Here is a 24771-nt window from a genome sequence, read left to right as displayed (position 1 = left end):
GAACCGCAGAAGGAAGTACCCAGCATGTCCATCCAGCAGTCCGACGTCCTCTACACCGCCGTGGCCACCGCCGAGAACGGTCGGGACGGACGCGTCGCCACCGACGACGGCCAGCTCGACGTCGTGGTGAACCCGCCCAAGGCGATGGGCGGGTCCGGTGCGGGCACCAACCCCGAGCAGCTCTTCGCCGCCGGCTACAGCGCCTGCTTCCAGGGCGCGCTCGGCGTCGTCGCCCGCAACGAGAACGCGGACGTCTCCGGTGCGACGGTCACCGCCGAGGTCGGCATCGGCAAGAACGACGAAGGCTTCGGCATCATCGTCAAGATCTCGGCGACCATCCCGAACGTGGACGCCGAGACCGCCAAGAGCCTGATCGAGAAGGCCCACCAGGTCTGCCCGTACTCCAAGGCGACCCGCGGCAACATCAAGGTCGAGCTCGCCGTCTGATCCGGACCCGCAGGACCGGACGAGGACCGCGCCCCTTCCCGGGACGCGGTCCTCCTCCGTTTCCGGGACCGTCCCTCCGGTGCCGACGAGGAGGCGGCCGTCGCCGGTGGCGGTCCGGGGCGGAGCCCGAAGGGCGCTCCCCGGACCACCGATAGGGTGGGCCCCATGCGTGATCTCGGGGTGGGCCTCGGCTACTTGGTGCAGGGGCAGAAATGGGTGGGCCGCCACGGGCGGTGGTTCGGGTTCGGGTTGCTGCCCGGACTCGTGACCCTCGTGCTGTACGCCGGTGCGCTCGTCGGCCTCGGTTACGGGGCGGACGACCTGGCCGCCTGGGTGACCCCCTTCGCGGACGACTGGACCTCGCCCTGGCTCGGCATCTTCCGCGGCACGCTGACGGCCCTGCTCTTCGCCTTCGGGCTCTTCCTCGCCGTCATCACCTTCACCGCCGTGACCCTGCTCGTCGGCCAGCCCTTCTACGAGTCGCTCTCCGAGCAGGTCGACCGCAGCACGGGCGGAGAAGTTCCGGAGTCCGGGCTTCCGCTCTGGCGCGAGCTGTGGATCTCGGCCCGCGACAGCCTGCGGATCCTGCTGCGGGTCGCGCTCTACGGCGTGCTGCTCTTCGCCTGCGGCTTCATCCCGGTGGTCGGTCAGACGGTGGTCCCCGCCCTCGGCTTCTGCGTCTCCGGCTTCTTCCTCGCGGAGGAGCTGACGGCCGTCGCGCTCCAGCGCCGCGGCATCGAGCTGAAGGAGCGGCTGGGACTGCTCCGCGGGCGCCGGATGGCCGCCCTCGGCTTCGGCGTCCCGCTGACCCTCGCCTTCCTGGTGCCCTTCGTCGCCGTCTTCCTGATGCCGGGTGCCGTCGCCGGTGCCACCCTGATGGCCCGCGACCTGCTCGGAGGGACGGCCGGGGACGACCGGGCCGGCGACGTCGGACGGAACGACCGGGAAGGCGAAGCCCCCGCCCCCTCCACGGAGGAGCGGACGGGCCACGACCTCCCCCGCTGAGGAAGGGGGCGGAGGACGACGCGACGACGGGCCGGCGGCTTCCCCGGCAGCCCCGCATTCCTGCGGGGAGCCACCGGGGGAGCCACCGGCCCGTCGTGTCCGGTCCGCGGGGCTACGCCCGACGGGCGCGGCGGGCGGCCCGGTTCGGGGTCCCGTTCGGCCACAGCCGGGGGCGCCGCCGCGCCGCGATGTCCTCGATCCAGCCGAACGCGAGGACCGCCAGGGCGATCAGCGGCCAGGTCACGACGAAGCTCCACAGCATGTAGGAGGCGTCGAGCGCCGCGTTCCCCCGGTCGCTGTCCAGGAACGGCAGCTTGTACCCCTGGTTCACGATCAGCTCCGCCACGCCGATCAGGAGGTTGTGCCACAGGTAGATCGTGACCGCGCGGTTGTTGGAGAGGGTGACGAGCGGGTCCCACTTCGCCAGTCGGCCCGGCAGTTGCTGCCAGGACGGGGAGTACTGGAGCAGGATCACCACGAAACCGAACGACCAGGTGGCCTGCGCCAGCGGGATCTCGTTGAGGTCCCAGCCCCCGCTGCCCAGGTGGTTCGAGGCCCACCAGAGGCCGAAGGCCATCGCCAGGAAGGCCCAGGAGACCGCTGCGTACCGCGGGATCCGCTTCAACAGCCCGTCGTGGTGCGCGAATCCCAGCATCCAGCAGGAGGCGTAGACCGCGAAGTCGGTGACGCCCTCGCCGGTCTCGCCGGGAATGGTGACCAGACCGGTTCCGATGACCGCCGTCAGCGCCAGCGGGGCCAGCAACATCGCCCACGGGACGCGGCGGAAGGCCCACAGCAGCAGGGGCGAGGCCACCACGAACCAGAGGTAGGTGCGCAGGTACCAGAGCGGTCCCGCCGCCTGCACCGCCCAGTCGTCTGCGGACGGGTACGGCGGGGCGCCGATCGGCACCAGGTACGTGAACAGCCGGACCAGGCCCCAGGTGCCGCCCTCGTCCGGGTCCTTCAGCGGGTTCCAGCCGTTCATGAAGATCAGCGTCAATGCCACCGCGCTGAACGCCCACAACGGGGGCAGGAGGCGGCGCACCCGACTCATGATCACCTGGCGTGCCGGGCGGTCCAGCGAGCGCGCCATCAACATGCCCGCCAGGGCGAACATCACGCCCATGGAGGGGAAGACGATCGACAGCCAGCCCCAGCCGAAGACGTGGTACGTCACCACGCGGACCAGCGCGATCGAACGCAGCAGGTCCAGATAGCGGTCACGACCCGGCTTCGGGGCGGTCGGGGCGGGGGCGGGTGCGGAGACCGGGCCCGCCCCCTCCGGGAAGTACGTCGGTGCGCCCGCTGTCGTCACCGTCTCCGGGGTCCTCTCGTGCGTCGTCATCCGACGGGCCTCCGCTCGCTCTCCGCGGTGCCCGCGGCCTGCTGTTGCGGCACCGCGCCCGGCGCCGCCTCCACCACTCCGGTGCGCCGCAGCTTCTGCCAACGCAGCCGGCCACCGGTGAGCGCGGTGATCCAGGACTGGAGCAGCACCACGTACATCAACTGTCGGTAGAGGATCTGCTGGAGGGGCAGCGAGATGAGGTGGGTCATCTTCTCCCGGTCCAACTTGAAGGCGTAGGCGGCGCAGACCGCCTGGACCGCCAGGACCCCCAGCCACGCGGTGACGGTCTTTCCGGTGGGGCCGAAGACGAGGCCGTACAGGAGGAACACGTCGATCAGCGGCGCCAGCAGCGGGGCCACCACCATGAACAGCGAGACCAGCGGCAGGCCCAGGCGGCCGAAGCGGCCCGAGGCGCCCCGGTCGATCACGGCGCGGCGGTGCTTCCAGATCGCCTGCATCGTGCCGTAGGACCAGCGGTAGCGCTGCGACCACAACTGCTGGACGGTCTCCGGCGCCTCGGTCCAGGCGCGGGCGTTCTCCGCGTACACGACCCGCCAGCCGTCGCGGTGCAGTGCCATGGTGATGTCGGTGTCCTCGGCGAGCGTGTCGTCGCTCATGCCGCCGACCCGCTCCAGTGCCGAACGCCGGAAGGCGCCGACCGCGCCCGGGATCGTCGGCATGCAGCGCAGCATGTCGTACATCCGGCGGTCCAGGTTGAAGCCCATCACGTACTCGATGTGCTGCCAGGCACCGATCATCGAGTCCTTGTTGCCGACCTTGGCGTTGCCGGCCACCGCGCCGACCCGGGGGTCCGCGAAGGGCTGCACCAGCTCGCGCACGGTGGACGGCTCGAAGACCGTGTCGCCGTCCATCATCACGATCAGGTCGTACTGGGCGTTCACGACGCCCCGGTTGAGCGCGGCCGGCTTGCCCGCGTTCATCTGGCGCACGACGCGCACGTTCGGCAGGTTCATGTCCTCGACGATGCGGGCCGTTCCGTCGTTGGAACCGTCGTCGATGACGATGATCTCGATCGGGTGCTCGCTGTCCATGAGGGAACGCACGGTGTTCTCGATGCACTTGGCCTCGTTGTAGGCCGGCACCAGCACCGACACCGGTTCGGTGACCGGGTTCGGCCCCCAACGGAAGCCCTTGCGGCGGACCCGGTGCGCATGGACCGCGGACAGCAGGAGCATCAGGCCGAAGCGGGTGAAGACCAGCACGCCGATGATGGCCAGCGCGACGACCAGGCCGTCGGTGAGGTCGTCGGAGGCCTGCACCATGAAGACCCAGGCCTTGCCCTTCCACAACTCCAGGCCGGTGACCGTGGTGTTCGCGCTGGGTGCGTCGAGCGCCTCGGTGAGGGTCTGGAAGCGGTAGCCCTCTTCCTGCATCCGGGGCAGGAACTTGTCCAGCGCGCGCACGGTCTGGCTGCGGTCACCGCCGGAGTCGTGCATGAGGACGATGGCGCCCTTGCCGTCCTCGGGGGTGGCGTTGCGGATGATCTGGCCGACGCCCGGTCGGCGCCAGTCCTCGCTGTCGGTGTTGTTGACGACGGTGAGGTAGCCGAGGCTGCCGACGTACTCGGTCACCGGCCAGGACGCGTCGTCCATGGCGTCGGCGAAGGAGGAGTACGGCGGTCGGAACAGGGAGGAGCGGATGCCGGCCGAGCCGACGAGCGCCAGCTGGTTCTGGGACAGCTCCCAGTCGATGCGGCGCTTGGACTGGTAGGAGAGGTCCGGGTGGTTGAAGGTGTGCAGACCGACCTCGTGGCCCTCGGCCACCATGCGGCGGACGAGGTCGGGGTGGCGCGACGACATGGTGCCGGTCACGAAGAACACCCCGTGCGCGTTGTGCTTCTTCAGCACGTCGAGCACCTTGGGCGTCCAGGTGGGGTCGGGGCCGTCGTCGAAGGTGAGGACCAGGCTGTGGTCGGGCACGCTCCGGCTGGTCACCTGATCGCCGCGGGTGTCGATGATCGGGCCGCCTTCGAGCACCTCTTCCGGCACGGCGTCGTCCGAGGCCTCGGCGCGGACGCGGTGGTCGGCGAGGATCTCGCTGTGCACGTAGCCGCGGAGCATCAGCATGGTGATCGCGGCGACGAGGAGCAGCGAGGGCAGGACGAAACGAAGGGGCAGCGAGCGGCGGAGGCCGGCCGGGACGCTGCGGGGGGACGGGCGGCGTCTGAGGGTGCGCGAGGGGGTCACAGGACGTTCTCTGAGGAGGGGGCGGCGACGTCGGACCCGGTGGGCGCGGGCTGGCCGAGGGCCATGGGGTCGCCTGCGGCGGGGGACGTGGTCGTGTCGGGGGTGTTGGTGGGAGCGGCGGTCGTCGGCGCGGTCGTGGGAGCGCCAGTGGGCGTGCCGCTGGGAGCGGGGGAGGTCGGCGCGGGGGTGGCCGTGTCGGGGGTGCCGGGCTGCGCGCTGGTGGCGGTCGTCTGCGGCGTGGGCGCCCCGGTGGTCGGCGAGGGGGCCGGGCTGCTCGGGGCGCTGGTGCTCGCCGTCGGGCCGGACGTCCTGGACGGCGTCGAGGTGCTCTTGCCGGCGCCGCTCGTGGTCGGCGACGGGGTGTTGCTCTCCGTGGGGGACGGGTCGGTCGACGCGGTGGGGGACGCGGACGCTTCGCCCTGTCCGGCCGGCACGGCCTCCTGCTGCTCGGGCAGCGGCACCCAGGGGGCGGAGGAGTTGCCCGTCAGCAGGGTGGCCACGATGACCACGGCGTAGACCGCGCAGGCGACTCCGACGAGGGTGCCCAGGCGCCGGAAGCGCCGGCTGCGACGGCCGGACTCGTCGACGAAGACGGGGCCGTTGGGTTCGCGACGGGGGTCGGGGACGACCTCGGCCGGCTGGAGCGACCAGTCGCCGTCCCCGCCGCCTATCCGTACGGCGTCGAGCTGGACGGTGACCTCGTTGGGGTCGTGCGCCTGGTCGGCCGCGTCGGGGACCGGGGCGGGGGTCACGGAGAGCGGTCGGGTCCGGTCCGTGTCGGCAGCCGGGCGCAACGCGTCCCGCCGCGTGGCCTCGGGCCCCTGCTTCCGGACGTCCACCCCTGCGGACGGGACGGGCCCGGACGCAGCGCCGGCCCCGGAACCGTCCGCGGCTCCCGGCAGTCGCGCCGTGTCGGTGTCATGCGGCATTCCGCCTCCGTTCGACGCGATGCCGTGATCCCGGAGATCGGTGTCGCGGGCACCCTTGTGACCGGCATCCTGTTGATCAGGTTGGCCGTGATTGAGCCAGTTCTCCACTGCGGCGCACTTCCCCATGGACAAGTTTCGGGCGCGCGTACGCTCCCGGGTCGACGTACCTGCTCACAGGATCGAACCCGCGTTGGCTCGAACGCCCCCTCTGTCACACTGTGCCCGGGGGCCATGAGGGTAGCGCATGCGTCCGTCGAGAAGACGTTCCCGCAGGCTATGGATTTCCTGTGAAGCTTGAGACCTGGCTGAAAGTAGCCCAACCGAAAATGGTTACCGATGCGTAGCTCCCGGGGTCATCCATATGGACGGCACATCGACTTCCCTTCGCCCTCCCGGTTCGACCGGAGGGTTGCCGTCCGCCCCGTGACACGCTCCGGCGGGCGGTCCGGTTCCCTCCGTCGCATGCCCGTGCGAGACCCGCGATTACTCTGTCCGCCATGAAACGCGCCGGATGCCTGTTCCTCGTCACCCTCCCCGTCGTCGTGACGGCGGTTGTCTACTTCTTGGGGCCGGTCCATCCGGACGGTCGTGAGCCCCTCGGATCGACCGTGTCCGCGGCGCCGAAGTCGCGCCAGGAGGCGAAGGCGGTGGCCGAGGGCTCGGCGGACGACGCCGCGATCGCCGATGCGCCGCCCGGCCTGGCCGCGCCGGAGAAGAAGGAGTTGGCGGGGAAGATCGTGGCGAGCGCCGTGAACTCCACCGTGGACTGGCGCAGCACGTACGGCTCCATCAAGGACATCGGGGACGGACAGGGCTATACGGCAGGAATCGTCGGTTTCTGCACGGGCACCCATGACCTGCTCAGCCTCGTCGAGCGCTACACCGAGGGCCACCCCGACAACGGACTGGCCCGCTACCTCCCCGCCCTGCGCGACGTGGACGGCAGCGACTCGCACGAGGGTCTGGACCCCGGCTTCACCGCGGCCTGGCAAGCGGAAGCGGAGGTCGAGGCCTTCCGCAAGGCCCAGGAGGAGGAGCGGGACCGGGTCTACTTCGACCCCTCGGTGCGCCTGGCCAAGCTCGACGGCCTCGGCACCCTGGGGCAGTTCATCTACTACGACGCGATGGTCTTCCACGGCCCCGACACCACCGCGAACGGCTTCTACGACCTGAGGGAGCGCGCCCTGGCGGAGGCGGACACCCCGGCAGAGGGCGGAACCGAAGAGCACTACCTCGACGTCTTCCTCGACATGCACCGCAAGGCCATCGAGGCGAAGCGGTTGGACAACGACACCAGTCGGGTCGACAAGGCCCTGCGCAAGTTCCTTGAGGACGGCAACTACGACCTCGACACCCCGCTGCAGTGGCAGATGTACGGACGGGCGTACCAGCTCTAGGTCCAGGGGGCCGGCGCGCCCTTCCGCGGTGTGATCCGACGGTCGTGCGCGGCACGGAAGCCCCCTCACGTCCTCCGCCGCCGTGAAGCGCGAGCCGAAGCGCGAGCCGAAGCGGAAGTGGAAGCGGAACCAGAAGCGGAATCGGAAGTGACCGGTCCGCGCCGGCCGGCCCGGTCCTCCCGGCCCCGGTCCGCTCAGGCGTCGAGGACCGGGTGCAGCTCCGGCCGGGCGTCCCACCACGCCCGGTGGAAGGCGTTGTTGTCGACGTTCGCCACATAGGCACGGGCTGCCGCCCGGTACAGCAGTTCGGCGTGCCGGGCGGACACCGCCGCCTTGTTCCAGGCCAGCCGGATCCGGCCCGTCACCGGGTCGCCCTCCAGGGGGCGCAGCACCGTGCCCTCCGCCGCGGGGGCCGTCGGCTGGCTGATCGAGATCGCCCGACCGGCTGCGATCAGGTCGTAGTGCATCTTGCGGTCGGCCACCCGGTGCCGCAGCAGCGGAGTGAACCCGGCCTTCTCACAGGCGCTGACCAGGGCCTCGGGGCCGCCGTCGTCGTCCTCCACCAGGGTCATCCAGGACTCGCCGGAGAGCTCGGCGAGTGCGATCCGGTCCTTGCCGGCCAGCGGATGCGCTGCCGAGAGGCGCACGCAGAACGGCTCCTTCGGCACGAGGGTGCGCGCGGAAGTGCCCTGGGGCAGCGGCACTTCGTGGTCGTTGACCTCTCCGAACAGAACGGCGTCGTACCGTCCCACGCCGAGCTGTCGGGTCAGCGTCGTCGCGGAGTGCTCCACGGCGACCGCGATCTCCTGTCCCGCCATCACCTGTTCCAGCTCCCCGAGCAGCCGGTCCACCAGGACCAGCAGGATGCAGCCGAGCCGCAGCGGGGTGTCCGGGGAGACGGCGCGCGCCCCGGCGGCCAACGCGTCCATCTCGCCGAGCACCAGCCGCGCCTTGGAGAGCACGAACTCGCCCAGCGGGGTCGGCTCCACGCCGTGCGGACCGCGGAGGAAGAGCTCTCCGCCGGCGACCTTCTCGATGCGCCGCAACTGTGCCGAGAGCGCGGGCTGCGAGACCCCGAGCCGCCCGGCCGCCCGGCCCAGACTGCCCGCTTCCGCTATCCGGCAGACGGCCTCAAGATGCCTCAACTCCAGCTGCATTTCAGCAGCGTACGCAGCGCGGTCCGGCCGCACCATAACCCGCGTCTTATGCCCGGTGAGATGTCCCGAACTGGCCATGTCCACGCCCATACTCGGCGCGACGATCCGTCTCCCCCACCACGATCCCCACCCGATCGGAGCAGATGTTGCACCCCACCAGACTCACGGCGACCGTGGCCGCCCTGGCGCTCTCGGCGAGCCTCGCGACCGCCCTCGCCGGCCCCGCCGCAGCGGCCCCGCAGGCGCAGCCCGCACCTCCCGGCCACGGCAAGTCCCTCGCCCTGGCCGCCGCCGACAAGGCCGCCGCGAGCGGTCTCGACGAACTCCAGCACGGAGCCGACGAAGAGCTCGTCCGGACGTCCGTCACGCCTTGGTCGAACGGCCTCTACTACGCCTCGTACGAGCGCACCTACCGCGGCCTCCCGGTCGTCGGCGGCGACGCGGTCGTCGTCTCCGACAGCTCCGGCAAGGTCCGCGAGGTCACCGGCGCCCCGGCGCCCGCCCTCAAGCTCTCCACCAAGGCGAAGGTGACCGCCGCGAAGGCCCTCGCCACCGCGCGGAAGCAGCTGGCCACGGTCGAGAGCGCCAGCGCCCCGGAGCTGACCGTGCTCCTCAAGGGCAACAAGGCCGTCCTGACGTGGCACACCCGGGTCATCGGCCGCACCGCCAAGGACGCGCCGAGCGCCCTCGACACCTATGTCGACGCGCGCACCGGGGCGATCGCCCGCGCCACCGACAAGATCCTGCACGCCGACGGCCGCGGCTACCACAACGGCAACGTCACCATCGACACCGCCGCCACCTCCATGACCGACACCAGCCGCGGCGGCTTCAAGTGCGGCGGGCAGAACGGCAGTGCGTACACCGGCTCCTCCCCGTGGGGCAACAACGGCGCCAACGACCTGGTGACCGCCTGCGTCGACATCATGTACGCGGCGCAGAAGGAACACTCCATGCTCAAGGAGTGGTTCGGCTACAACGGCCAGAACGGACAGGGCGGCATGGTCCCGGCCCGCGCCGGACTGAGCGAGGTCAACGCGTACTACGACGGTACGAAGACCACGTACGGCCGCAACCAGAACGGCACCAACCAACTCACCGGCATCGACGTCGTGGCCCACGAGTACGGCCACGAGATCTTCGACCGGACACCGGGCAGCGCGGGCTCGTCCAACGAGAACGGCGGCCTGAACGAGTCGACGGGCGACATCTTCGGCGCGCTCACCGAGTACTACGCCAACAACCCGAACGACACCCCGGACTACACGGTCGGCGAGAAGCTGAACTTCCTCGGCGACAACAAGCCGATCCGGTACATGTACAACCCCTCGCTGCACAACAACGACCCCAACTGCTACACCCAGTTGAACTCGGGGACCGAGGTGCACGCGGCGGCCGGGCCGCAGAACCACTGGTTCTACCTGCTCGCGGAGGGCTCCAACCCGGGCGGCGGCAAGCCCAACAGCCCCATATGCTCCGGCGGTCCCTCCTCCGTGACCGGCATCGGCATCCAGAAGGCCGGCAAGATCTTCATGGGCGCCCTGCTCATGAAGACCTCTTCCTGGAACCACCTCGCGGCCCGCAAGGCGACCCTCTCCAGCGCCAAGAACACCTACGGCAGCGCCGAGTGCAACGCGGTCAAGGCGGCCTGGAACGCGGTCGGCGTGCCGGCCCAGTCCGGCGAGACCGACTGCGGGGGCACCACGACCCCGGACTTCTCGCTCGCCCTGAACCCGTCCTCGGGCTCCGTCCAGCCGGGCGCTTCCGTCACCTCCACGGTGAACACCTCCACCACCGGTGGCAGCGCCCAGACGGTGCAGCTCTCGGCCGGCGGCGCCCCGAGCGGGGTCACCGTCTCCTTCAGCCCCTCCTCGGTCACCTCGGGCGGCTCGTCCACGATGACCGTCCAGGTCGCGGCGGGCACCGCCAACGGCACGTACCCGATCACCGTGACCGGTACGGGCTCCGTCACGCACACCGTGACCTACCAGCTGTCGGTCGGCACCACGACCCCGCCGCCCAGTGGCTGTGACAACACCGAGTACACCTACCAGGGCACCCTGGCGTCCGGGCAGGCCGCCGCCCAGCCCGACGGCTCGTACTACTACTCGGCGACCTCCGGCACCCACGTGGGCTGCCTGCGCGGTCCGGCCGGCAGCGACTTCGACCTCTACCTGCAGAAGTGGAACGGGTACGGCTGGTCGGACGTGGCGGTCGGCGGCACGGCGAGCGCCGACGAGGACACCAGCTACTACGGCACCCCCGGCTACTACCGCTACGTGGTCCACGCCTACAGCGGCTCCGGTGCGTACACGCTGGGGTTGAGCGCCCCGTAAGGGGTTGAGCACCCCGTCAGGGGGCGGGGCGCCGTTGCGGACCGGGGGTTCCGCGACGGTCTCCCCGGAGCCGGGTCGCCGCATGTCCCGCGGCGACCCGGCTTCCCGCGCGTCAGCGCAGCTCGGCCAGGGCGAACCCGGGGAGCTCCGGCCCGGCGTCCGAGAGCAGCCCGCCGTCCGGGCCCCAGGTCCCGGCCCTCCCGCCGGCGGTCCCGTCCTCGTTGGGCCCCAGGACGTTCCCGAGCACCACGTACAGCCCGAAGTCCCGGGCCCGCACCGGGTACACCTCCTCGAACGAGTCGTTGTCGGCGCCGAGGACCGAACTCGCCAGGTAGGCCGTGCAGCCGTCTGCGGCGGCCCGCTCGGCCAACCCGGGGAACCGGTTGTCGTAGCACGTGGCCGTCGCGAACCGGACCCCGTCGAGGACGAAACGCCCGTCCGTCGAACCCGACGCGAAGACCTCGGCCTCGATCCCGTACAGGTGCTGCTTGTCGTAGCGGGTGAGGAGCGTGCCCTCCGGGCCGATCACGAGGGTGGTGATCCCGGGCCGCCCTCCGGCCGTCCGCACCGGCCCGTTGACCACGGCCGCCGCACCGACGGCCCGACAGGCCTCCCGCACGGGGTCCAGCCGGGGGTCGTCCTCGGTCAGGAGCAGGTCGGGGGAGTCCCGGATCAGGCTCGGCTCGTACCCGGTGAGGCAGAGCTCCGCGAAGACCACGACCCGCGCCCCCGCGTTCCCGGCTTCCCGGACGAGACCGGCGACGGTGCGGGCGTTGGCGTCGACGTCCCCGGCGACCGGGGCGAACTGGGCGGCTGCGACGATCATGGAGATCATCCTCCCGCCCGTCCGCGTAAGGGTCAATGGGGGTCGGGGACCCTGAGCTCCCGGGTGGTTTCGTGCAGCACGGACAGGAACGCGCCCGCCGCGACCGTGGGGGCGGGCGGGACGGCCGCGCAGACCCGGCGGTACGGCACGTCATCCGGGTGGACCGTGATCAGGGTCACGTCGGGGCGCACCGAGGCCGCCGCGAGCGCCGGCACCAAGGTGACGCCGAGACCCGCCGCGACGGCACCGAGCTTGGCGATCCAGTCGTGCGCGCGCAGCCCGGTCCGCGGTCGGAACCCGGCCGCGGCGGCCGGCCGGACCAGGGTGTCCTCCAGGCGCTCGGGGCCGACGATCCACTCCTCCCCGGCGAGTTCGGCGAGCCGGACCGCACGCCGCCCCGCACACCGGTGTCCCCGCTCCAGGGCCACCAGCATCGGCTCGTCGAGCAGGTGGTGCAGCACCACGCCCGGCGTCGGGGGAGCGTCCCGGGGCGGGCTGACCACCGCGAGGTCCTCCTCCCCGGCCGCCACCAGGCCCAGGTGCTTCGCGGAGGGCCCCTCCACCCGACTGACCCGTACCCCCGGGTGCCGCTCCCGGAAGGCGGCCTGGGCGCGCGGCACGAGGCTCGCCGTGGCGCTGGAGAAGCTGCCGAGCCGCAACAGCCCGCCGCCGAGGGAGCGCAGCGCCTCCAGTTCGGCGCGGGCGGTGGCGAGCCGGTCCCGGACGGCCTCCGCGTGGGGGACCAACACCCGCCCCGCCTCGCTCAGGCGCACCCCGCGCGGCAGGCGCTCGAAGAGCTCCGCCCCGACCTCGTCCTCCAGGGACCGGATCTGGCGCGAGACCGCGGACTGGGTGTAGCCGAGGAGCTGCGCGGCGGCGGTGAAGGACCCCGCACGGGCGACGGTGAGGAACGCCTCGTACGGGCCGGGGGGAGCGGGCATGGTCGCCATGCTAGGCGCGGGCCCGTCGCCCTCCCGGCCCGACCGGGCGCCGGGACTCCCGTCCCCGTTCCTCAGGTCCCGTCGGGGCGGTCGCCGCGCAGCAGGCGCAGGAAGTCCCGGAAGGCGCCGGGCATGTCCACCGCCGACGGATCGAGGAGCCACTGGTACTGGAGGCCGTCCATCACGGCCGTCAGCAACGGGGCCGCGCGTTCCGGGGTGAGGCCGCCCGGCAGGCGCTCGCCGAACTCCAGGCGCAGCACGTCCGCCATGTTCGCCCGCACCTGTGCGTACCGCTCGGTGAAGAACTCCCGTGCCGGGTGGCCCTCCGTGACGCTCTCGCCGAGCAGTGCGGAGAAGGTCTGCACGATTCCGGGTCGCATCGCGTTGTACTCGACGAGGGACTCCAGGAGGTCGAGCCGCCACCCCTCGCGGTCCCGGCCCCCGCTCGTGTCCCAGCGGTCCCGTTCCTCCAGGACCGCGACGAGCAGGGCCTCCTTCGTCGGGAAGTAGTGGAGCAGTCCCTGTTGGGTCAGTCCGACGCGCTCGGCCACGGAGCCGAGGGTGGCGCCCCGGTAGCCCCGCTCGGCCATCACTTCGAGGGCGGCGCGCAGGATGTCCGCGCGTCGCTCTTCGCTCTTGGCCCGCACCATCGCCGTGGTCCCTTCCGCAGGTTCGTCCCGACAGGACCGTACTCCCTCGTCCCGCCCTTGAAGTAACGAAAAGATAACGTCACCTACCGATCTACAGGTAGGTGGGGGCACGATGGGCGCATCGGGGTCATTCCAGTACGTCAACGAGGAGGTACGGCCATGGCGGAGAACAGCGCGGAGACCGCGAGGGAAGCGGCCGTCGAAAAGGCGCTCGGCGCGCTCGACCTGGACGCCAAGACCCGGTTGCTCGCCGGCCAGGACATGTGGTCCCTGCCCGCCCTGCCGCAGATCGGACTGGAGTCCCTGGTCATGTCCGACGGGCCGGTCGGCGTCCGCGGCGTCCGCTGGACCGCCGACGACCCGTCCGTCGCGCTCCCCTCGCCGACCGCCCTCGCCGCGGCCTGGGACCCCGAGCTGGCCCGACGGGCCGGTCGGCTCCTCGCCCAGGAGGCCCGCCGCAAGGGCGTCCACGTCCTCCTCGCCCCCACGGTCAACCTGCACCGCAGCCCGCTCGGCGGCCGTCACTTCGAGGCCTACAGCGAGGACCCGTACCTCACCGGCGTGGTGGGCACCGGCTACGTCCTGGGCGTCCAGGACGGTGGCGTCGGCACCACCGTCAAGCACTTCGTCGCCAACGACGCCGAGACCGACCGCTTCACCGTCGACAACAGGGTCGCCCCGCGCCCGCTCCGCGAGCTCTACCTCGCCCCCTTCGAAGCCATCGTCAAGAACGCCCGCCCCTGGGGCATCATGACCGCCTACAACCAGGTCAACGGCGTGACCATGACCGAGCACCACCACCTGGTGAACGAGGTCCTGCGCGGCGAGTGGGGCTTCGACGGCTTCAACGTCTCCGACTGGATGGCGGCCCGCTCCACCACCGCCGACATCGAGGGCGGCCTCGACGTCGCCATGCCCGGACCCCACACCGTCTACGGCGAAGCCCTCGCCGCCGCGGTCCGCGCCGGAGAGGTCGCCGGGTCCACCGTCGACACGGCCGTGCGCAACGTCCTGCGGCTCGCCGCCCGCGTCGGCGCGCTCGAAGGCGCCCCGCCGGTCGTCGCCGATCCGCCCGCCCCCGTCGACGGCGACGCCCTCGCCCGCGAGATCGCCCGCCGCGGCTTCGTCCTCGTGCGGAACGAGGGCGGTGCGCTGCCCCTCGCGGCCGGTCGGACCGTGGCCCTCTCCGGCGCCGCCGCCCGTGACGCCCGGGTCCTCGGCGGCGGCTCCGCCCAGGTCTTCCCCGAGCACGTCGTCTCCCCGCTCGACGGCCTGGCGGCCGTCCTCCCCGAGGGCGCCCTGACCTATGCGGTCGGCGCCGACCCCAGCGACGAGCTCGCCCCCGCCGACCGGGGCTTCAGCCTCCGGGCCCGCTGCCGCGACGCCTCCGGAAACGTCATCGGCGAGGGCAGCCTCCCCAACGGCCAGGTCCAGTGGATCGGCGACGACCTGCCCGAGGGCGTCACCCACGACGCCCTCGCCTCCATCGAGGTCATCGGCACCTTCACCCCGCGCGAGTCCGGTGGGCACGCCTTCGGCACCCGGGGTCTCGGGGCCTTCTCCCTCGCCGTCGACGGCGAAACCCTCTTCGAGGGAACACAGGCCATGGGGGCCGAGACCGACCCCTTCGAAGCCTTCTTCGGCTCCCCGGTCGAGCGCGCCACGGTGGAGCTCACGGCGGGGGAGACCGTCGAGGTGTCCCTGCTCCACACCCTGGACAAGGGGTTCGCGACCCCGCTGCCGGCCGTCATGTTCTCCTTCGTCCACCTCGGTCCCCGCCGTGACCCCGACGAACTGATCGCCGAAGCCGTGGAGGCCGCCCGCACCGCGGACACCGCCGTCGTGGTCGTCGCCACCACCGAGCGCGTCGAGTCCGAGGGCTTCGACCGCAAGGACCTCGCCCTTCCCGGCCGCCAGGACGACCTGGTCCGGGCCGTCGCCGCGGTCAACCCGAACACCGTCGTCGTCGTCAACTCCGGCTCCCCGGTGGAACTGCCCTGGCGCGAGGAAGTGGCCGCGGTCCTGCTCGGCTGGTTCCCCGGTCAGGAGGGCGGAGCCGCCCTGGCCGACGTCCTCACCGGCGTGGAGGAGCCCGGCGGTCGCCTCCCCACCACCTGGCCCGGGACCCTCGCCGAGGTCCCCGTCACCGAGGTCACCCCGACCGACGGTGCGCTGCACTACGCCGAGGGCATCGCCATCGGCTACCGCGCCTGGGACGAGGCCGGCGCCGCACCCGCGTACCCCTTCGGCCACGGCCTGGGGTACACCGACTGGTCGTACGACTCCCTGCGCGCGGCCCCCGGCGCGGTCACCGTGCGGATCACCAACACCGGCACCCGGGCGGGCCGCGAGACGGTCCAGATCTACCTGCTCCCCGTGGACGACGCGGTGGAGCGCCCGGCCCGCTGGCTCGCCGGCTTCGCGAGCGTCCAGGCCGCTCCCGGAGAGACCGTCGAGACCGAGATTCCGCTGCCCCGCCGCGCCTTCGAGATCTGGGACGAGGAGCAGAACGACTGGGCCCTCGTCGCCGGTTCCTACGAGGTCGTCGCGGCCCGCTCCCTCGTCGACGTCCGTTTGACGGCGACCCTCGACGTCTGACCCGGACGTCCTCGCGAACCGGCCCCGGGGCGGAACCCGACGACCGCCCCGGGGCCCTCACTCCTCGGTGATCCGCCGGTACGCCAGCTCGGCGAGGCGCGCCTGCCCGTCCTTGCTCGGGTGGAACCAGTCCCAGGGGCTCAACTGGCTGCCGTCGAAACGGAAGGAGAACACCGCCCCGTCGTCGTACCGGCAGCGCGCGTCCCCGGCGCAGACCTCCGCCAGGGCCCCGTTGTACGCCACCACCCGGTCCCGCACCGCCGAACGCCGCCGCTCCGCGGCCGGCCCCAGGTCCTCCGCGTCCGTCAGCATCGCACCGCAGATTCCCAGCTTCCACACCTTGAGCCCCATGGGGCTCAGTCGCCCCGTCGACCACAGGTGCTTGAGGTCCGGCACGCTCGCCACGTACACCTGTGCCTGCGGCGCGCCGGCCCACAGCCGTGCGAGCGCCGCTTCGAAGGAGGCGCGGAAGTCCTCGACCGGGGTCATGAGGTCAGGGGTGGCCCGACAGGCGTCGTTCGCCCCCATCGTCACGGTCACCAGGGCGGGATCCTCGGCCGCGGCCCCGGCCATCTGCTCCGGGAGCTCCGCCATCCGCGCCCCCGTCCTGGCCAGGTTCCAGCTGTGGGTGGCCGCCTTCTCCGGGCCCAGCAGCCGCATCGCCAGACTGTTGACGGCGGTGTCCGTCCCGGTGGCCCACGAGGCCTCGGGGCAGTCCGACAGGACCGAGCAGGCGTCGAAGGCGCGGGTCATCGAGTCCCCGACGGCCGCGACGGAGGCGGGGGAGACGTCCCACCGCGACGTCGGGCTCGGACTCGGTGCCGGACCCGGTGCGGATCCGGCGCCGGGAGCCGCCGCCTCCGGAGTGTCGGAGGTGCAACCGGAGAGCGTTCCGCCGCACAGCAGTGCCGCCGTGGCGACGGCGGTGCGGAAGCGGTGTCGACCGCGCATCCCCGGCCCCTCCTTCGACGTCCTGGCGAGTGAAAGCTTCGTGTCCACCCGCCCCCGGAGCGACCGTACGTCATCCCGATGACGGTGCGGCACGGTAGCTTTTCCCCGTCGAACCAGAGGCGCCTTTGCCAACCGGTTCCGGTAAATTACATCACGTCACATGCTGTCCGCTTTTTGATGGTTTGCGACGTTCTGCTCCTGATGCTGTTTACTGAGGCCGCTGGGAAAAGGCGAACCTCGTCCCACACTGGAGGTCCCGGTGACGACACGTGGAGTCCTGTACGTTCATTCCGCACCGCGCGCGCTGTGCCCGCACGTCGAATGGGCGGTCGCGGGTGTCCTCGGTGCGCGGGTCCAGCTCGACTGGATCCGCCAACCCGCGTGCCCCGGCACCTGGAGAGCCGAGCTCTCCTGGAAGGGGCAGACCGGCACCGCCTCCACACTCGCCTCCGCGCTCCGCGGCTGGCAGATGCTCCGCTTCGAGGTGACCGCGGAGCCCTGCCCCACCGCCGAGGGCGAGCGCTACAGCGCCACTCCCGACCTGGGCATCTTCCATGCCGTCACCGGGATGCACGGGGACATCCTGATCCCGGAGGACCGCCTCCGGGCCGCCTTGGCGCGCTCGGCACAGGGCGAGACCCAACTGGAGGCGGAGATCACCAAGCTGCTCGGGAAGCCCTGGGACGACGAGCTGGAGCCCTTCAGGTACGCCGGCGAGGGCGCCCCCGTGCGCTGGCTGCACCAGGTCGTCTGAGGCTTCCCGGCGAAGCGCGGTGGACCCGCGCCGGTGCGCCCCGCGCACCGGACGGGAGAGCGATCACGCATGCCGGCACGGCGGCTGTCGCCTCCGGTGCCGCCGACGGGGGCCGTGCGCCGAACCCACGGGAAAGGCCCGCCCCCGAACCGGGGGCGGGCCTTCGCGATCAGCCGGGCGTCACACCGTGCGGAACGCCAGGACCACGTTGTGGCCGCCGAAGCCGAAGCTGTTGTTGATCGCGGCGATCGTGCCCTGCGGCAGCTCGCGGGGCCCGTCGCGGACGATGTCGGCCTCGACCTCGGGGTCCAGGTCGTCGACGTTGATCGTCGGCGGGGCCAGGCGGTGGTGGAGCGCCAGGACCGTCGCGACGGTCTCGATGCCGCCCGCGCCACCGAGGAGGTGACCGGTCATCGACTTCGTCGCGGAGATCGCGACGTGGTCCAGGTCGTCGCCCAGGACCTTCCGCAGCGCCTTGATCTCGGCGACGTCGCCCTGCGGCGTCGACGTGGCGTGCGCATTGAGGTGGACCACCTCGGACGGCTTGAGGTCCGTGGAGTCCAGCAGGTTCTGCATCGCGGCGGCGATGCCCCGGCCGGTCGGCTCGGGCTGCGCGATGTGGTGGCTGTCGGCCGACAGGCCCTGGCCGAGCACCTCGCAGTAGATGCGGGCGCCACGGGCCTTCGCGTGCTCCTCGGACTCCAGGATCACGACGCCGGCACCCTCGCCGAGCACGAAGCCGTCGCGCTCGGTGTCGTACGGGCGCGAGGCCTTCGTCGGCTCGTCGTTGTTCTTGGACATCGCCATCATGTTGGCGAAGGCGGCGATGGGCAGCGGGTGGATCGCGGCCTCGGTGCCGCCGGCGACGACCACGTCGGCACGGCCGGTGCGGATCATCTCGACGGCGTAGCCGATCGCTTCGGCCCCCGATGCGCAGGCGGAGACGGGGGTGTGGACGCCCGCCCGGGCGTTCACCTCCAGACCCACGTTCGCGGAGGGGCCGTTGGGCATCAGCATGGGAACGGTGTGCGGGGAGACGCGGCGTACGCCCTTCTCCTTCAGCACGTCGTACTGGTCGAGCAGCGTGGTGACACCGCCGATGCCGGAGGCGATGACGGAGCCGAGCCGCTCGGGCACGATCTTCTCGTCCTCGCCGGCCGGGCCGGTGTAGCCCGCGTCGGCCCAGGCCTCGCGAGCTGCGATCAGCGCGAACTGCGCCGAACGGTCCAGCCTGCGGGCGAGCGGGCGGGGCAGGACGTCGCCCGGGTCGACCGCGGCGGTCGCCGCGATCTGGACGGGCAGTTCGGCGAAGCGCTCGCCCTCCAGGGGCTTGACGCCGGAACGTCCCGCGATCAGACCTTCCCAGGTCGATGCGGAATCGCCACCCAGCGGTGTGGTTGCGCCGAGACCGGTGACGACCACGGTGCGATTGGTCGAGCTCACAGGAATTCTTTCTCCACGTGTGTGATGGTCGAAGTACGGCGCCACCGCCGGGTGGCGTACCGAGTCAGCGAGGGCTGAATCAGCCCTGGTGCTTCAGGATGTAGTCGGCAGCGTCGCCCACGGTCTTGAGGTTCTTGACGTCCTCGTCCGGGATCTTGACGTCGAAGCGCTCTTCGGCGGCGACGACGACCTCGACCATGGACAGGGAGTCGACGTCCAGGTCGTCGGTGAAGGACTTGTCCAGCTGGACGTCCTCGACCGGGATGCCGGCGATCTCGTTGACGATCTCGGCGAGGCCCTTGACGATCTCGTCCTGGGTGTGAGCCATAGTGGCGCTCCTTCTTGCGGTTACTTCGGTACGGGGGCTTCCGGGGGATCCGGTGTGCCTAGGGGAGGGTAACGACCGTCGCGGCGTAGACGAGACCCGCCCCGAAGCCGATGACGAGCGCGGTGTCGCCGCTCTTCGCCTTCCCGGTCGCCAAGAGCCGCTCCATGGCGAGCGGGATCGAGGCGGCCGAGGTGTTGCCGGTGGTTTCCACGTCGCGGGCGACCGTGACGTGCTCCGGCAGCTTCAGGGTCTTCACCATCGAGTCGATGATCCGCATGTTGGCCTGGTGCGGGATGAAGACGTCCAGGTCGTCCGCCGTGATGCCGGCGGCGTCCAGCGCCTGCTGGGCGACCTTCGCCATCTCGAAGACGGCCCAGCGGAACACCGCCTGGCCCTCCTGCGTGATGGCCGGGAACTTCAGTTCGCCGTGCTCGTTGACCGGGAGCTGCGAGACGTCGCCGACGCGGAAGTCGTTCCACGGCACGGTCTGCTTGATCGTCTCGGACTTGTCGCCTTCGGAACCCCAGACGGTGGGGCCGATGTGCGGCTCCGCGGAGGGGCCGACGACCACGGCGCCTGCGCCGTCGCCGAACAGGAAGGCCGTCGCGCGGTCCTCCAGGTCCGTCAGGTCGCTGAGCCGCTCGACACCGATGACGAGCACGTACTCCGCAGAACCCTCGACGATCATGCCCTTGGCGAGCGTCAGGCCGTAGCCGAAGCCCGCGCAGCCCGCGGAGATGTCGAAGGCGGCCGGCTTCCCGGCGCCGATCTTGTCGGCGATCTCGGTGGCGACGGCAGGGGTCTGCTTGAAGTGCGAGACCGTCGAGACGATCACGGCACCGATCTGCGCGGGGGTGATCCCGGCGTCGGCGATGGCCTTGCCCGACGCCTCCACCGACATGGCGGCGACCGTCTCCTCCGGGGAGGCCCAGTGGCGGGTGGCGATGCCGGAGCGCGAGCGGATCCACTCGTCGGAGGAGTCGATCTTCTCGAGGATCACCTCGTTCGGCACGACCCGGGTGGGACGGTAGCCGCCGACCCCCAGGATCCGCGCGTACGGGGCGCCCTTGCTGGGCTTGATCTTCGACATGCTTCTCGACACTCCTTCTCAGGCGGCCGCGTGCTCGGCGACGAGCGCACGGGCCGCGTCGAGGTCGTCGGGAGTCTTCAGGGCGACCGTGGCCACACCCGGCAGGGCGCGCTTGGCGAGGCCCGTCAGGGTGCCGCCCGGGCAGACCTCGACGAGCGCGGTCGCGCCGAGCTCCTTGAAGGTCTCCATGCACAGGTCCCAGCGGACCGGGTTGGCGACCTGACCGACCAGGCGGGCCACGACCTCGGCGCCGTCGGTGACGACCTGCCCGTCCCTGTTGGAGACGTAGCGGGTGGTCGGGGCTGCCGGGGACAGCTGCTTCGCCGCCTCCTCCAGCTTCGCCACGGCCGGGGCCATGTGGTGCGTGTGGAAGGCGCCGGCGACCTTGAGCGCGACGACCCGACGGACGCCCTCGGGCTTGTCCGCCTCCAGGGCGGCCAGCTGCTCCAGGGTGCCGGCGGCCACGATCTGGCCGGCGCCGTTCACGTTCGCGGGGGTCAGACCGAGCTTCTCCAGGTGCGGGATGGTCACCTCGGGGTCGCCGCCGAGCAGTGCCGACATGCCCGTCGCGGTGATCGCGGCGGCCTCGGCCATCGCGAGTCCGCGGGTACGGACGAGTCGCAGCGCCGCAGTGTCATCGAGGACGCCCGCGAATGCGGCGGCGGTGAACTCGCCGACGCTGTGACCGGCGACGACGCCGGGCGCACCGGCGTCGAGCGCAGCGGCGGACAGCAGTCCGGCGGCGACGAGGAGCGGCTGGGCCACGGCGGTGTCACGGATCTCGTCCGCGTCCGCCTTCGTGCCGTAGTGGGCGAGGTCGAGCCCGATCGCGTCGGACCAGGCCGCGATGCGGTCGGCGGCGCCGGGGAGTTCGAGCCAGGGGGTCAGGAAGCCGGGCGTCTGGGCGCCTTGGCCGGGAGCGACGAGTACGAGCACCCTCACACTCTCTCTTGGGGACGGCTTCGAGCGCCCGTGGGGACAAGGACGAAGAACCGTCGGGGGAATTGTTGGTGTTCGACAAAAGTCTAGGACTGCGAATCTCCGTCGGCCAAGCGTCCCAGGATGAGGGCGATCCGCAGAGTGAAGGCGGAGCGCACGTCGGAGGGTGACCAGCCGGTGACGTCGGTCACACGTCGAAGCCGGTAGCGCACGGTGTTCGGGTGGACGAAGAGCATCCGGGCCGCGCCTTCCAGGCTGCTCGCCTGCTCCAGGTAGACACTGAGAGTTTCGAGCAGCGCCGACCCGGCCTCCTCCAGCGGTCTGTAGATCTCCTCCACCAACTGCTCGCGTGCCGAAGGGTCGGATGCGATGGCGCGCTCCGGGAGGAGATCGTCCGCCAGGACCGGGCGGGGCGCGTCCTGCCAGGCCGAGCACGCCTTGAGGCCGGCCGCGGCGGCCTGCGCGGAACGCGTTGCGGCGAGCAGGTCCGGGACGACCGGGCCGGCCACGACCGGCCCCTGCGCATACGGCCCGATCAGGGCCTTCGCCACGGCGAGGGGGTTGTCGTTGCCGCCCGCGATGACGACGAGCCGGTTGCCGAGGACACCGGTGAGGACCTGCAGCTTGGCGTGCCGGGCGGCGCGGCGGATCGCTTCCACGGTCAGCTCGCTGTCCCCGTCGGGAGCCGTGCCGAGGACCACGCACACGTGGTCCGGGGAGTTCCAGCCGAGGGCCGCAGCCCGGGAGACGGCGCCCTCGTCGGCCTCGCCGGAGAGCACCGCGTTCACCACCAGTGACTCCAGGCGCGCGTCCCAGGCGCCCCGGGCCTCGGCGGCCTGCGCGTACACCTGCGCGGTGGCGAACGCGATCTCCCGCGCGTACACGAGGAGCGCCTCGCGCAGCACGGACTCGTCGCCGGGGGCCGCGACCTCTTCGATCGCCGACTCCATGACCTCGATCGTGGTGCGGACCATCTCCACGGTCTGGCGCAGGGTGATCGCGCGGGTCAGTTCGCGGGGCGCGGTGCCGAAGACGTCCGTGGAGATCGCCTGCGGGGTCTCGGGGTGCCGGAACCACTCGGTGAACGCGGCGATGCCGGCCTGCGCGACCAGGCCGATCCACGACCGGTTCTCGGGCGGCATCGCGCGGTACCACGGCAGCGTCTCGTCCATGCGGGCGATGGCGCCGGCGGCGAGCCGTCCGGAGGACTGTTCGAGGCGCTTCAGGGTCGCGGCGTGCGGATGAGCGGCGTTCACGGGTTCAGGCACGGGGACAAGACTGCCTTATCCGGACGCCGGCGTGCGGGGCCGGGGCGGTTTCGCCCCGACGGGGCCGCGGCGGGGGACTACGGTGGCCCCCGTGATCCGCATCCAGCGCGCCGGCGAGCGCTACCCCGGGGGCGACCCGGCGGCCGGGATCGAGACCCGGCACGCCCTGTCCTTCGGCCCGCACTACGACCCCGACAACCTCCGCTTCGGCGCGCTCCTCGCCTGCAACGAGGAGCGGCTCGCGCCCGGGGCCGGCTTCGACGAGCACCCGCACAGCCACACCGAAATCGTGACCTGGGTCGTCGAGGGCGAGCTCACCCACCGGGACAGCACCGGCCACGAGACCGTCGTCCGGCCCGGCGACCTCCAGCGGCTCAGCTCGGCGGGCGGCGTGCGCCACGTGGAGCGCAATGACGCCGGGACGCCGCTCGTCTTCGTCCAGATGTGGCTCGCCCCGCTCCGGCCGGGCGGGGAGCCCTCCTACGAGGTGGTGCGGGAGCTCGGGGCGACGTACCGCCTGCCCGGGGCGGGCGCGGTCCTGCACGCGCACCGGCCCGGTGCGGGGGAGCGCATCGCGGTCCCGGCGGCCGACTTCGCCTATGTGCACGTGGTGCGGGGGACCGTGCGGCTGGACGGCGAGGAGTTGGGCCCGGGCGACGCGGCCCGCCTCACCGGTGCGGAGGCGCCGGAGCTGTGCGCGACCGCCGACGCGGAGGTGCTGGTGTGGGAGATGCGCGCCCCCTGACCACCGCCCCGCGGACGCCGTGCCGGGAGGCCGCGACGCGGCGGCCGGCGACGCGTCAGCGCAGGGCGCTCTTCGCCTTCCAGTCCTCCCAGCTGATGTTCCAGGCCCCGTAGCCGTTCCCCTCCGCCACCTCGCCCTTCGTCTCGCGGCCCTTGATCTCGAAGGGGTCACCGACGTGCACCGCGGCGTAGAAGTCCGCCGCGTCCTCGTTGCTCATGCCGATGCAGCCGGAACTCCGGTTGGCCTTGCCGAAGTACGCGGCGTTCCACGGCGCCGCGTGCGCGTACATCCCGGACCAGGTGAGCCGCATCGAGTAGTCGACCATCTTGTCGTAGGCGTCGCCGAGCCCGACCGTCTCGGAATTCATGTTGATGGTGCCCTCCTTGGCCATCAGCACGGCCGTCCCCCGCCAGGACCGCTTGTCGCCCCCCGGAGTGCCGCCGGAGACCGGGATGGTGCGGACCGCCTTCCCGTCCCGCTCCAGCACCAGCCGGTGCGCGTCGAGGTCGACCTTCACGACCTGCGCCGCGCCGACGGCGAAGCCGGTGCGGTAGTCCCGCACGAACCATCCGCTGCCCGAGTCGGTGCCGTTGAGGTCCGCTTCGAGGGTGACCTCGGTGCCCGGCTTCCAGTACTCCTCGGGCCGCCAGTCCACCCGGTCCCGCCCCGAGTGGTCCTTGACCCAGCCCCAGGACCCCTCGGTGCCGTTCGAGGTGTGCACCTTCAGCTGCTTCTCGACGTCCGCCTTCCGCGTCACCGGGAGGTCGAAGACGATGGAGAGCGGGTGCCCGATGCCCACGGTGGTGTTCTTGCCGGGGGCCAGGGTCAGCTTGTTGACCTTCTCGGGCGCCGGGGTGGTGAAGGAGGACCGGGCGGTCGACTCCTTGCCGTCGGCGGTGCGGGACGTCGCCTCGACGGTGTAGGTGGTGCCCGGCAGCGCCTTGCGGTCCGACGTCCAGCTCGTCCCGCCCGCCCCCGTACGGCCCTTGAGGGTTCCGCCCTCGGCGTCGACGACCCGCACCTTCGTGAGCGTGCCGCCGGAGGCGGTCACGATCACCGGGCTGCCGGCGCTCTTCGCCGCGACCGCCACCTTCGCCGGGGGCGCCTCCGCGGCCCCGGGCCGCGCACCGGCCGGGTTCCCGTCCGCCGCCTGCGCCGAGCAGGCGGTGAGGGACACGGCCAGCGCCACGGCCGCGAGGGCGGGACGGGACGCACGCCCCGGCAGGCGCCGCCCCTTCGGCAAGGACGCCCGGGCCGGGGGCGAGGTGCGTATCGGCAGCACGGAAGACCTCCGCAGTGGTGAGGAAAGAGGTGGGATGTCCTGGACTGTAGGACGCCGTCACCCCTCCGCGGGGCGCCGGGAGCCCGTGTGACGAAGGCTGCGGCAGAACGGTCACCGTCCTGTCACAATCACC

Annotated in this window: 21 protein-coding genes; 7 read left to right on the top strand and 14 right to left on the bottom strand. The window is 71.9% G+C overall.

Annotation, left to right across the window (positions count from 1 at the left end; translation table 11 throughout):
• Positions 1–24 precede the first annotated feature (24 nt).
• Positions 25–447, top strand: coding sequence for an organic hydroperoxide resistance protein (locus ACFW22_RS14590; RefSeq protein WP_386403201.1), 423 nt, complete (start codon positions 25–27; stop codon positions 445–447).
• A gap of 165 nt (positions 448–612) precedes the next feature.
• Positions 613–1452 carry an EI24 domain-containing protein gene (locus tag ACFW22_RS14585; protein ID WP_386403198.1) on the top strand — a complete coding sequence of 280 codons (840 nt, stop codon included), beginning with the start codon at positions 613–615 and terminating at the stop codon, positions 1450–1452.
• Between the two features lie 112 nt (positions 1453–1564).
• On the opposite strand, the gene ACFW22_RS14580 is transcribed toward ACFW22_RS14585, so the two are convergent.
• The 3 genes from ACFW22_RS14580 to ACFW22_RS14570 all read right to left on the bottom strand — a co-directional run bounded on the left by ACFW22_RS14580 (position 1565) and on the right by ACFW22_RS14570 (position 5933).
• On the bottom strand, positions 1565–2797 hold the full coding sequence (locus ACFW22_RS14580; RefSeq protein WP_386403195.1) for an acyltransferase: 1233 nt from the start codon (positions 2795–2797) through the stop codon (positions 1565–1567).
• On the bottom strand, positions 2794–4884 hold the full coding sequence (locus ACFW22_RS14575; RefSeq protein ID WP_386403240.1) for a bifunctional polysaccharide deacetylase/glycosyltransferase family 2 protein: 2091 nt from the start codon (positions 4882–4884) through the stop codon (positions 2794–2796). Before ACFW22_RS14575 ends, ACFW22_RS14580 begins: the two co-directional genes overlap by 4 nt.
• Positions 4885–5000: 116 nt before the next feature.
• Positions 5001–5933 (bottom strand): hypothetical protein, encoded by a 933-nt coding sequence (locus ACFW22_RS14570; protein ID WP_386403192.1) that lies wholly within the window; start codon positions 5931–5933, stop codon positions 5001–5003.
• A 497-nt stretch (positions 5934–6430) separates the two neighbouring features.
• Between ACFW22_RS14570 and ACFW22_RS14565 the strand changes: the two genes are divergently transcribed.
• The gene (locus ACFW22_RS14565) at positions 6431–7330 is read left to right on the top strand and encodes a chitosanase (RefSeq protein WP_386403189.1); all 900 of its coding nucleotides are present in this window, start codon (positions 6431–6433) and stop codon (positions 7328–7330) included.
• A gap of 194 nt (positions 7331–7524) precedes the next feature.
• Here ACFW22_RS14565 and ACFW22_RS14560 read toward each other — a convergent pair whose 3' ends face one another.
• Positions 7525–8487: a LysR family transcriptional regulator gene (locus ACFW22_RS14560; protein WP_386403186.1), complete on the bottom strand. Its 963-nt coding sequence runs from the start codon at positions 8485–8487 to the stop codon at positions 7525–7527.
• A gap of 143 nt (positions 8488–8630) precedes the next feature.
• Here ACFW22_RS14560 and ACFW22_RS14555 point away from each other — a divergent pair, with 143 nt between their 5' ends.
• Entirely contained in the window at positions 8631–10823 is a 2193-nt protein-coding gene (locus ACFW22_RS14555; RefSeq protein WP_386403183.1) for a M4 family metallopeptidase, read from the top strand.
• Positions 10824–10935: 112 nt separating this feature from the next.
• Here the strand turns inward: ACFW22_RS14555 and ACFW22_RS14550 are convergent, their stop codons facing one another.
• The 3 genes from ACFW22_RS14550 to ACFW22_RS14540 all read right to left on the bottom strand — a co-directional run bounded on the left by ACFW22_RS14550 (position 10936) and on the right by ACFW22_RS14540 (position 13240).
• A complete protein-coding gene (locus ACFW22_RS14550) occupies positions 10936–11649 on the bottom strand; it encodes a carbon-nitrogen hydrolase family protein (RefSeq protein ID WP_386403180.1) in 714 nt (237 codons plus the stop codon).
• A 32-nt stretch (positions 11650–11681) separates the two neighbouring features.
• A complete protein-coding gene (locus tag ACFW22_RS14545) occupies positions 11682–12590 on the bottom strand; it encodes a LysR family transcriptional regulator (protein ID WP_386403177.1) in 909 nt (302 codons plus the stop codon).
• Between the two features lie 71 nt (positions 12591–12661).
• Positions 12662–13240 carry a TetR/AcrR family transcriptional regulator gene (locus tag ACFW22_RS14540; RefSeq protein ID WP_386403174.1) on the bottom strand — a complete coding sequence of 193 codons (579 nt, stop codon included), beginning with the start codon at positions 13238–13240 and terminating at the stop codon, positions 12662–12664.
• A gap of 159 nt (positions 13241–13399) precedes the next feature.
• Between ACFW22_RS14540 and ACFW22_RS14535 the strand changes: the two genes are divergently transcribed.
• Positions 13400–15838 (top strand): glycoside hydrolase family 3 protein, encoded by a 2439-nt coding sequence (locus ACFW22_RS14535; protein ID WP_386403171.1) that lies wholly within the window; start codon positions 13400–13402, stop codon positions 15836–15838.
• 57 nt (positions 15839–15895) lie between these two features.
• On the opposite strand, the gene ACFW22_RS14530 is transcribed toward ACFW22_RS14535, so the two are convergent.
• Entirely contained in the window at positions 15896–16789 is an 894-nt protein-coding gene (locus tag ACFW22_RS14530) for an SGNH/GDSL hydrolase family protein (RefSeq protein WP_386403168.1), read from the bottom strand.
• A 259-nt stretch (positions 16790–17048) separates the two neighbouring features.
• Between ACFW22_RS14530 and ACFW22_RS14525 the strand changes: the two genes are divergently transcribed.
• Positions 17049–17543, top strand: coding sequence for a DUF3145 domain-containing protein (locus ACFW22_RS14525; RefSeq protein ID WP_386403165.1), 495 nt, complete (start codon positions 17049–17051; stop codon positions 17541–17543).
• 180 nt (positions 17544–17723) lie between these two features.
• Here ACFW22_RS14525 and fabF read toward each other — a convergent pair whose 3' ends face one another.
• From fabF to fasR, 5 genes are all read right to left on the bottom strand, one after another.
• Complete coding sequence (fabF, locus tag ACFW22_RS14520) at positions 17724–18986, bottom strand: beta-ketoacyl-ACP synthase II (protein WP_386403162.1); 1263 nt, start codon at positions 18984–18986, stop codon at positions 17724–17726.
• Between the two features lie 79 nt (positions 18987–19065).
• Positions 19066–19314: an acyl carrier protein gene (locus ACFW22_RS14515; RefSeq protein ID WP_384877961.1), complete on the bottom strand. Its 249-nt coding sequence runs from the start codon at positions 19312–19314 to the stop codon at positions 19066–19068.
• Positions 19315–19372: 58 nt separating this feature from the next.
• On the bottom strand, positions 19373–20404 hold the full coding sequence (locus ACFW22_RS14510; RefSeq protein ID WP_386403159.1) for a ketoacyl-ACP synthase III: 1032 nt from the start codon (positions 20402–20404) through the stop codon (positions 19373–19375).
• Between the two features lie 18 nt (positions 20405–20422).
• The gene (locus ACFW22_RS14505) at positions 20423–21340 is read right to left on the bottom strand and encodes an ACP S-malonyltransferase (RefSeq protein ID WP_386403156.1); all 918 of its coding nucleotides are present in this window, start codon (positions 21338–21340) and stop codon (positions 20423–20425) included.
• 89 nt (positions 21341–21429) lie between these two features.
• On the bottom strand, positions 21430–22611 hold the full coding sequence (gene fasR / locus ACFW22_RS14500) for a fatty acid biosynthesis transcriptional regulator FasR (protein ID WP_384877952.1): 1182 nt from the start codon (positions 22609–22611) through the stop codon (positions 21430–21432).
• Between the two features lie 91 nt (positions 22612–22702).
• Here fasR and ACFW22_RS14495 point away from each other — a divergent pair, with 91 nt between their 5' ends.
• The gene (locus ACFW22_RS14495) at positions 22703–23356 is read left to right on the top strand and encodes a pirin family protein (RefSeq protein WP_386403152.1); all 654 of its coding nucleotides are present in this window, start codon (positions 22703–22705) and stop codon (positions 23354–23356) included.
• 55 nt (positions 23357–23411) lie between these two features.
• Here ACFW22_RS14495 and ACFW22_RS14490 read toward each other — a convergent pair whose 3' ends face one another.
• Positions 23412–24638, bottom strand: coding sequence for an Ig-like domain-containing protein (locus tag ACFW22_RS14490; protein WP_386403149.1), 1227 nt, complete (start codon positions 24636–24638; stop codon positions 23412–23414).
• Positions 24639–24771 lie beyond the last annotated feature (133 nt).

It is taken from the genome of Streptomyces sp. NPDC058872 (assembly GCF_042743065.1).
GTDB lineage: Bacteria > Actinomycetota > Actinomycetes > Streptomycetales > Streptomycetaceae > Streptomyces.
The sequence above is the reverse complement of the archived record's forward strand: the minus strand, read 5'-3'. Positions and strand labels throughout refer to the sequence as shown.